This window comes from Mesorhizobium sp. M4A.F.Ca.ET.020.02.1.1 (assembly GCF_004022645.1).
Taxonomy (GTDB): domain Bacteria; phylum Pseudomonadota; class Alphaproteobacteria; order Rhizobiales; family Rhizobiaceae; genus Mesorhizobium.
The window spans coordinates 1-2,002 of record NZ_RZOI01000932.1; the positions used below are offsets into that span (position 1 = coordinate 1).

Below are 2,002 nucleotides of genomic sequence, written 5' to 3' on the forward strand. Positions count from 1 at the left end.
GCTCGTCTCGATCCTGATCAATCAGCTGTTCGGCGCCGCAGCCCCTGCCTGGGGCAACATTCCGGCCTTCTCCGAGATGCTGCCGATCATCGGCCTCTATGCGATCTTCAGCGGCCCGCTCGGCGAGGAGCCCGGCTGGCGCGGCGTTGCCACGCCACGTCTGCTCGCCGGCCATTCCGCTCTTGCCGGCAGCCTGATCCTCGGCGTGATCTGGGCCATCTGGCACTTCCCGCTCGGCCTGGTCGGCGACCTCAGCCTCTACGGCACGATCAACGTCGTGCTGGCCGGGATCGTCTTCACCTGGCTTTACCAGAACACCGGCAGCGTGCTTCTCGCCTTCCTGATGCATGTCACGCACCAGAACAGCGTGCGCTTCCTCGGCAAGGTGTTCGTTGATGGCGACTACGTGCAGCAGCAGTGGATCGGCGTGGCGATCTGGGCGGTCATCGCGGTGGCGATCGTCGCCTATTACGGCACCGAGAGCTTCGTGCGCCGACCCCAGGCACAGCTTTCCGTCGCCGCTGCCTGAGGCAGATAAGCAAACAAGCGCGGCGCCCCTCCCCGGGGTGCCGCGTTTTGCTTCAGTGCGGAAACTCCAGTCCCATCTCTCGGTAGCGCTCGGGGTCGTCGCCCCAGTTCTCGCGCACCTTGACGAACAGGAAGAGGTGCACCTTCTGCTCGAGTATGGCTGCGATCTCCATGCGCGCCGCCTGGCCGATGGCGCGGATGGTCTCGCCCTTGTGGCCGAGCACGATCTTCTTCTGGCTGTCGCGCTCGACATAGATGACCTGCTCGATGCGCACCGAGCCGTCCTTCTTCTCCTCCCATTTCTCGGTCTCGATGTGGGAGGAATAGGGGAGTTCCTGGTGCAGTCGCAGGTAAAGCTTCTCGCGGGTGATCTCGGCCGCGAGCTGGCGCATCGGCAGGTCGGAGATCTGGTCTTCCGGATAGTACCAGGGGCCAGCCGGCAAGGTTTCCGCGAGATAGTCCAGCAAGTCCTTGCAGCCGGAGCCGGTCAACGCGGAAACCATGAAAGTTCGCTTGAACGGCACGCGCTCATTCGCCGTCGCCGCAAGTGCCAAAAGCGTCTCCGGCTTGACACGGTCGACCTTGTTGAGGACCAGAAGCATCGGCTGCCGCACGTCCTTCAGCCGGTCGAGGATGGCGTCCGCGTCGCCCCTGATGCCGCGCTCGGCATCGATCAGAAGCACGACGATATCGGCGTCCTTGGCACCGCCCCAGGCGGTCGTCACCATCGCCGTGTCAAGCCGTCGCTTCGGCTTGAAGATGCCGGGCGTGTCGACGAAGACGATCTGGGCGTTCGCATGCGTGGCGATGCCGCGCACGATGGCGCGGGTGGTCTGCACCTTATGGGTGACGATAGACACCTTGGCGCCGACCAGTTGGTTGACCAGCGTCGACTTGCCGGCATTGGGGGCGCCGATCAGTGCAACGAAGCCGGAGTGCGTCGCGGGGCCCTCGCCCGCCGGTGCCGCGTGTTCGCTCATGCCGCGCTTCCTTCATTCAGCCAGACACCCTCGCGCAGCAGCAGCGCCGCAGCCGCCGCCTGCTCGGCCTCGCGCTTGGAGCGGCCGCTGCCGATGGCCGGAGCGAACTGGCCGACCTTGACGCTGACGGTGAACAGCGGATCGTGGTCCGGGCCCTCGCGGCCGTCGATGCGATAGGCCGGCGCGGCGCCCGCTGCTGCCTGGTGCGCCCATTCCTGCAACTCGGTCTTGGCGTCGCGACGGGCAGCGCCGATGGCCTGCGAGCGCGGCTGCCAGTAGCGGTGGATGAAGGCGCGGGCCGCATCCAGGCCGCCGTCGAGATAGAGCACGGCGATCAGCGATTCCAGCGCGTCGGCGCGCAGGTTGACGCGCTTGCGTCCATCGAGACCGCGCACGTCCGAGCCGGCGCGGATCAGGTCCGGCAGGCCGATCTCCTCGGCGATCTCGGACAGCGCCTCTGCATTGACCAGGGCGTTCAGCCGCAGCGACAGCTC

At 66.4% G+C, this 2,002-nt stretch carries 3 protein-coding genes; 1 reads left to right on the plus strand and 2 read right to left on the minus strand.

Annotated features, from left to right (window positions below):
- On the plus strand, positions 1-529 hold a 529-nt coding region (locus EN742_RS33270), incomplete at its 5' end, for a CPBP family intramembrane glutamic endopeptidase (RefSeq protein ID WP_148670455.1).
- A gap of 52 nt (positions 530-581) precedes the next feature.
- On the opposite strand, the gene era is transcribed toward EN742_RS33270, so the two are convergent.
- Positions 582-1,508: a GTPase Era gene (era, locus tag EN742_RS33275; protein WP_128333788.1), complete on the minus strand. Its 927-nt coding sequence runs from the start codon at positions 1,506-1,508 to the stop codon at positions 582-584.
- Positions 1,505-2,002, minus strand: a 498-nt coding sequence (locus EN742_RS33280; RefSeq protein WP_245492454.1) for a putative dsRNA-binding protein, incomplete at its 5' end; no start/stop codon positions are given. The genes era and EN742_RS33280, both read right to left, overlap by 4 nt.

Excerpts from the sequence above, each read along its gene's own strand:
- era (WP_128333788.1), bottom strand. The coding sequence starts at position 1,508 with ATGAGCGAACACGCGGCACCGGCGGGCGAGGGCCCCGCGACGCACTCC.